At 65.4% G+C, this 7,185-nt stretch carries 5 protein-coding genes; 1 reads left to right on the top strand and 4 read right to left on the bottom strand.

The annotated features are described in order from the left end of the window. Positions 1–173, bottom strand: a 173-nt coding sequence (locus JaAD80_RS27410; RefSeq protein ID WP_258003214.1) for a helix-turn-helix domain-containing protein, incomplete at its 3' end; no start/stop codon positions are given. A gap of 639 nt (positions 174–812) precedes the next feature. On the opposite strand from JaAD80_RS27410, the gene JaAD80_RS27405 reads away from it, so the two are divergent. Continuing rightward, a complete protein-coding gene (locus JaAD80_RS27405; protein WP_102299262.1) occupies positions 813–2,111 on the top strand; it encodes an MFS transporter in 1,299 nt (432 codons plus the stop codon). Between the two features lie 54 nt (positions 2,112–2,165). On the opposite strand, the gene JaAD80_RS27400 is transcribed toward JaAD80_RS27405, so the two are convergent. The 3 genes from JaAD80_RS27400 to JaAD80_RS27390 all read right to left on the bottom strand — a co-directional run. Next, positions 2,166–3,704, bottom strand: a complete 1,539-nt coding sequence (locus JaAD80_RS27400) for a histidine-type phosphatase (RefSeq protein WP_102299261.1) — start codon at positions 3,702–3,704, stop codon at positions 2,166–2,168. Positions 3,705–3,870: 166 nt separating this feature from the next. Next, positions 3,871–6,351, bottom strand: a complete 2,481-nt coding sequence (locus tag JaAD80_RS27395) for a TonB-dependent receptor (protein ID WP_102299259.1) — start codon at positions 6,349–6,351, stop codon at positions 3,871–3,873. A gap of 79 nt (positions 6,352–6,430) precedes the next feature. Next, positions 6,431–7,185, bottom strand: a 755-nt coding sequence (locus JaAD80_RS27390; RefSeq protein WP_102299257.1) for a FecR family protein, incomplete at its 5' end; no start/stop codon positions are given.

Here is a 7,185-nt window from a genome sequence, read left to right as displayed (position 1 = left end):
GGTGAAGCATGTGGGCGACGCGATCGATCCTGTAGACCGCTGTTGCCTTGCCCGCGGTGGCGTTCCAGCCACTTATACGCCGTCTTGCGGCTGATGCCAAAGTTGCGGCACAGCGCCGCGATATTGGCGCCTGGCTGCTGTGTCAGCAGGACAAATTCCAGTCGGGTAGACATGAGGGTGGTTTCCTTCCAGGGCATTGCACGCTCCAGTTCGTGGCGGTGCAATCATCATAAAAGGTGTTACCCATGTCTCCCGACAAGTGTTACCTATGTGTCCCGGCTATACACCTGCCGGGTCTGACCCCGGCAGTTGTCCACAATTTCTTGCCGCACCGCAGCACTGCGCGTATCATAAGCCGCTTACAGCAAGATCAACAGCATCCTTCGTGATGCAGCGCGATCATCGCCGGCCCGCTCCACCCGGAGGGGCCGCAGGCAAGGATTCACCACAAATGACCGATGCCGCGATGCCGACGCGCGGGTCTGGTACGGAATGCCTGGCGATACGCCGGGCCTGATACACGTCGCCCATCCCCTGACGCCTTTCCTGCCGTGCCCCGGGTAACCGGATGGCGCACGACCGTTGTTTCTCTAATTCAGCACGGATCACGGCGCGTTGGCGCGTGTTGCCGGTAGTTCGCTACGGCAATAAAGACCGTTGTTTTTTGTTTGCAAATTTAATAGCAAATGCGCGGCAAATGCCCGCGCGCAAGGCTATGATATGCGAACGACACGGAGACAACGTGCTGTGCTGCTGCCTGAAAAAACATCCAGAGAATGGCCTTTAGACACCCTCCCCAAGGAGCGCAGTAAATGAGTAAGCCCCGGAGCACCCCCCCCAAGAAAAATTCCCCCGGCACGGTGCTGTTCGCCAGCCTGATCGGCACCACCATCGAGTTCTTTGACTTCTATATCTACGCCACCGCCGCCGTGCTGGTGTTCCCGAAACTGTTCTTCCCCGCCGGTGACCCGTCGGCCGCCGTGCTGCAGTCGCTGGCCACGTTCGCCATCGCCTTCTTCGCCCGCCCCATCGGCTCGGCCGTGTTCGGCCACTTCGGCGACCGCATCGGCCGCAAGGCCACCCTGGTGGCAGCCTTGCTGACCATGGGTATTTCCACCGTCATCATCGGCCTGCTGCCCACGTATGCCGCCATCGGCACCCTGGCGCCGCTGCTGCTGGCGCTGTGCCGTTTCGGCCAGGGCCTGGGCCTGGGCGGCGAGTGGGGCGGCGCGGTGCTGCTGGCCACCGAGAACGCGCCACCGGGCAAGCGTGCCTGGTACGGCATGTTCCCGCAGCTGGGTGCACCGATCGGCTTTTTCCTGTCGGGCGGCATCTTCCTGCTGCTGAGCGAAACCATGACCGACGAGCAGTTCTTCAGCTACGGCTGGCGCATCCCGTTCCTGGCCAGCGCGCTGCTGGTCATCGTCGGCCTGTATGTGCGCCTGAAGATCACGGAAACGCCGGACTTCCAGAAAGTCATCGACAAGAACGAAGTCGTCAAACTGCCGGTGGCCACCGTGTTCCGCCAGCATGGCCGCATGCTGTTCCTGGGCACCATCATCGCCCTGGCCACCTTCGTGCTGTTCTACCTGATGACGGTGTTCGCACTGAGCTGGGGCACGACCAAGCTGGGCTTCACGCGCAAGGAATTCCTCATCGTGCAGCTGTTTGCCGTGCTGTTCTTCGCCCTGACGATCCCGTTTTCGGCCGTGCTGGCTGACCGCCGCGGCCGCCGCGCCACCATGATCTGGGTTTCCGTCGCCATCGCCATCTTCGGCCTGGTGCTTGCGCCCATGTTCGGCTCGGGCGTGACGTGGGAAGTGACGCTCTTCATGGCCGTCGGCCTGGGCCTGATGGGCATGACCTATGGACCACTGGGCACCATGCTGTCCGAACTGTTTCCGCCCGAAGTGCGCTACACGGGCGCCTCGCTGACGTTCAACCTGGCGGGCATCCTGGGCGCCTCGCTGGCACCGTACATCGCCACCTGGCTGGCGACGAATTACGGCTTGCAATACGTGGGCTATTATTTGTCGCTGGCCGCCGTGCTGACCCTGGCTGCCTTGCTGATGGTGGGCAAGCCACGGGCGGGCAAGGAAGCCTGGCAGTAATTGCTGTTGCCCGATGAACGAAAGCCGCCAGCCCAGCTGGCGGTTTTTTTTTGCCTACGGCGCCGCCACGTGGCCGTAGCAGGCTTTCAGGCCCGCATAATCGTAGTACACGCTGCCTCGCGCGATGCGCGCGCCGTCGCACGCGGCCTGGAACGGCGTTTCTCTTTCGTTGTACAGCAGGCGCACGATCAGCCGGCCCTCGCCGTTGCGGTACACATCCCATTGCATGTTGGCCGCCAGCGGCGATACCTGCGCGCCGCGCCACGGATTGCTGGCGTAGCTATAGGGCGTCGCCGCCGGCAAGGGTATCGACGCCCCTGGCAAGCCCAGGGCCGAGGCCAGCGGAATGATCATCTCGGCGTGGGTGAAGCGCAGCTTGGCCGCATGGCGTAGATCTCCCTTGGCCAGCGCGTCGACCTCCTGGAAAAAATCGTCGCGCAAGGCCAGCGCGAAGCGCCACGTCACGCCTGCGCTGGCCGTGGTCGCCGGCCCCTTCTGGTAAAAATCCTCGTGGTCGGCGACCGAGGCGTAGTAGCGCGCATCCTCGATGGGCATGTAGCGGCTGAAATCGGCCGGCGCTTCATGCCGCATGCCGGCGCTGATCGCATACAGTTCATACAGTTTCGTGGCGGCCGCGTTCATGCTGCGGATGACGGTCTTGCCGCTGCCCGTCAGGGTGCGCGTCAGCTTGCCGTCCGCGCTGGTGAAAGTATGGCTGCCCGTGTCCGCATAGCTGGCGCCCTGTTCGAAGCGGGCCAGGAAGGCGGGCGTAAACAGGCGTTCGAGCACATGGCGCGCATGCGCGGTAGCCGCTGGCAGCCTGGCAGGTGCGTCCATCAGCACATGCAGGCCCTTGGTGCGGATATGGCGCTGGTATGCCTGGCTGGCGCCGTAGGGGGCGTAATACGGATCTGCCGTGTCGGTGACCAGGTCCGTCTGCGGCGCCAGCTTGTGCGCGTACAGCAGGAAGCGGTTGACGCCGTCGGGCTGCGGTATCGGCGGCACCCCGGCGGCGCGTCCCTGCGGATACGGCGCCGGTGCGGGCGGCATGGCCAGCAGCGGCGCCAGCGCCGGCGCGTGTTCCAGCAGCGATTGCGTGAAGAAGCGGGCACTGTCGCGCGCGCGGTCCACGCCCGAGTGGATGACGACGAGCTGGCGCGGCGCCGTCGCCCCCTCCACTCCCTCCTGTGCCACTTGCGCGAACAGGGCAGGCAGGCGCGCCAGCAGGCGCGCGGCCAGCTGCCGGTGTTCGCTGATGCCCGTCTGCGACAGGTTGCCGTAGCCGGGCGTCTCGATGCCGGCCACGCCATAACCGAGCAAGGCATTTGCCCGCATCAGGGCCAGGATGTCGGGGCCCAGTTCGCGCCCCAAGGGCGTGAGTCCATCCTGCGCAGCTGCTTGTTGCCACATCGCATATAGGGCCGCGTCGTTTTTCATGCTGGTCAATCCGCGTGCGCCGTGGCGCGCCACCAGCTGCGTGAAAATCGGCTGGAAACCGGCCGGCGGCGCGGCATACGTGGCCGGGTCCTGCTGCGGCGCATACGGCGTCTTGGTCTGGTATAGCCATTGGCGGCAAGCGCGGGGCTGGCGCACAGGGCCAGGGCCAGCGCAAGGCTGGACAGGGGAAGTGGTGGAAGCATGGTTTTTTCGTGGTGATTCGTGGTGAATAATGATCGGGTGCCAGCCTAGCACTGAACGAAAAAAAAGCGGGCACGGCTGAATGCCGTGCCCGCCCGTGCCGTCAGCACTGCGTGTCAGCCTACCACTTCGGCGTGTACTTCAGGGTGAACTGCACGTTGCGCGGGTCGCCGTAATAGTTGTTCGACCCGGTGGTGTTGTAGGACGGAATGATGTAGCGCTTGTCGAACAGGTTGTTGACGTTGACGGACAGGGCCACTTGCGGCGTGGCCTGCCAGCCCAGGCGCGCATTCCAGATCGAGAAGCCGGCCACCTTGAAGGTGCGTTCGGTATCGACGGTATGGCTTTGCAGGCTGGCGCCGGCGCCCACGCTGAACTTGTTCCAATCCCCGGGCAGGGTATAGCTGGACCACAGGCGCAGCATGTGCTTCGGCGTCCACGTCGAAAAGACTTGGCCCTTGTTGTCAGGATCGTCGAGGTAGGTCGTCGTCGTGTAGGCGTAGCCGGCCGACAGCTGCAGGCCGCTTGCCACTTCACCCGACACTTCCGCTTCCAGGCCCTGGCTGCGCACCTTGCCCGAGGCGCGCGAGCAGTACCAGCCGTCGCAGGCGAAACCGGCGGCGTAGTCGGTGACGGCGCGGTCCTTGTGCTCATAGCGGAACACGGCCAGCGAGGTATTGACCTTGCCCTCCGCCAGTTCGCCCTTGATGCCGCCCTCGTAGCTGCTGCCCGTGATCGGCTTGAGGGTGCGACCTGCTACATCGTGGTTGGTCTGCGGCTGGAACACGTCCGCATAGCTGGCGTAGGCCGACCATTGCGGCGTCAATGCATGGATCAGGCCCACCGATGGCGTGAACTTGGCCGAGGTGCGGGTGGCGTCGCGGTAGCCGTCCGGCGTGGCATACAGGAAGTCGTACCAGCTGAAACGCCCGCCCAGCAGCAGTTTCAGCTCGCTTGTAAGCTGGCCATTCCAGGTGGCGTACAGGCCTTTCTGGCGCATGTCGTAGGTGCTGTAGCTGGTCACGCCCGTCGGGCGCGCGGCGATGGTGTCGAAATCCTGCCACGGCCGATTGTGCTTGATGTTGAAGATGTCGGCGCCCGTTTCCCACGCGCGCGCATAGCGGTCGTTCGACGTGAGGCTGACATAGCTGGCGCCGACGACCACTTCCTGCGCGATGCCCAGGCCGTTGAATTTGCCGCGCACGAAGGCGTCAATGCCGCGCTTGCGGTTGTCGAAATCGGTGGAAAAGTCGCCATAGCGCGCGCCGCTGCCGTCGGGATTGATTTCAAAGGCGACGCGCTGGTGCGTCGAGCTGGTGGTTTCATTCATGCCCAGCGCCGAGGCCTTCAGGCTCCATTGCGTATTGAAGTGGTGTTCCAGGTCCAGGTAGACGGTGCTCTGCTCCACCTGGCTGCGGTTCCAGTCGGCACCGGTGAAGGTCGAGCGTGGCAGTGGCAGCGCGCTGCCATCGACGTAGCGGGGCAGGCCGATGAAGGTGGGGCGGCCGTGGGCCTTGACATGGCTGGCGGCCAGGCCCACGGTGGTGGCGGGCGCCAGGTCGTAGTCGAGCGCCGCGTACAGGGTGCGGTTCTTGCTCCATACCTGGTCGATGAAGGAGTGGCTGTCGTCTTCGTCGACGATGGCGCGCCCGCGCAGGGTGCCTTGCGCATTCAGCGGCGTGCTGATGTCGACTTGGGCGCCGTAGTGGTCCCAGGAGCCGGCGCGCCCTGTCAGCGTGATCGCGCGCGTGGCCAGCGGGCGTTTGCGCACCAGGTTGACGGAGCCGCCGGGGCTGCCCGTGCCGACGAGCATGCCGGAGGCGCCGCGCAGCACTTCCAGGCGGTCGTAGATGACCATGTTTTCCTGGCCCCAGTTCCCCAGCGCATAGGTATTGCGGTCGATCGGCACGCCATCGTACTGCCATTGATCGATCTGGAAGCCGCGCGCCGTGATCACCACGCCCGGGCCCACGCCATGCACGCCGACCACGCCGGTGACGTTGTTGACGGCTTCACGCAAGTCCGTGATGCCCTGGTCGTCCAGGCGCTGGCGCGTCAGCACGCTCACCGATTGCGGAATGTCCTTCATCGCTTGCTCCCCCTTGCCGATGGTGAGCTTGCGCGCCGTGTAGGAGCCGCTGCCTTCCGTGGTGGCGCCTTGTTCCAGCTGGCCGACGACGGTGATCGACGGCATGGTGCGCTCGGCAGCCGATGCGGAGGCGGCCGCCGCCGTGGGTGCGGTGGCCGGCGCGGCCACCAGCACATAGCCGGTCGGCGTCTTGCCGATGGCGTAGCCGCTGCCGCGCAGCAGCGCGGCGAAGCCGTCGTCGATGGCATAGCTGCCCTGCAGTCCTGCGCTTTGCAAGCCTTGCACCTTGGCGGCATCGATGACGATGGATACGCCCGCCTGCTGCGCATAGCGGTTCAGGGCGCCGGCCAGCGGACCGGCGGGGATGCTGTAGCTGGCGCTGGCGGGCGCCGTTTGCGCCACTGCCTGGGCGTGCATGCCGGCGCTGGCCAGCAGCAGGGCGGCCAGGGCCAGCGGGCGCAAACGCGTGCGCAAGGTGTTCGGGGACGAAACGGGAACGGCGGGAGCGTACATGGTGACAGCCTTTTTTGAATGATCTCAGCTGCCTTGACGCACGAGAATCACAAAGTGGAACCGCGAACGCAAAAAAGATTTATTTTTTTGCGGTGCCAGGGTCTGGCGCGTCGACCATCACCAGGTAGCGCGTCAGCATGCGGATGCGCAGCTGCGGGAAATTGTCGATCAACAGCTGCAGCGCCTTGTCCGTGTCGTCCAGCGGCAGCACGGCCGCCACGCGGATGCCGGCGATCTGCGCGCGGTCGTAATGCAGCTGGCCGGGGCGGTGGCGCGCCAGTTCGTCGAGTACCTCGGCCAGCGGCAAATCGTCGACCACCAGCTGGTGCGCGCGCCATGCTTCCTGCACGCTGGCCGCATCGATGGCTGTCAGTGTGCCCACGCCGTCGTGCGTGATGCGCGCGCGCTGGCCTGCCTGCACGATGCTGGCCGGGTGGCGCGGCACTTGCGCGGAGACCTTTGATTCCAGCATGTTCAGTATCGTGGCTTCGCCATCCCGGCGTACCGTGAAGCGCGTGCCCAGCGCGCGGATCGCCGCCTGGCCGCTGTCGACGATGAAGGGGCGCTGTGCATCCTTGGCCACATCGACGAGGATGTCGCCACGCACCAGTTCCACATGCCGCTCGCCGGCGCTGAAATGCACGTTGACGGCGCTGTGGCTGCCCAGGGTCAGGCGGCTGCCGTCGGCCAGGGTATGTGTGCGCCATGCTCCCGTCGGGCTGCGCAGGTCGGCCAGCAGATACGCGGGGCGCTCGCTGGCGACCATGGCGGTGCCCAGCACCAGCATGGCCACGACGCTGGCGGCGGCCAGCCGGCGCAGGCGCCGGCGCTGCG

The organism is Janthinobacterium sp. AD80 (assembly GCF_002878455.1).
GTDB lineage: Bacteria > Pseudomonadota > Gammaproteobacteria > Burkholderiales > Burkholderiaceae_D > Janthinobacterium.
Note: the sequence above shows the minus strand (reverse complement) of the source record. Positions and strands in the feature narration are given on the sequence as shown.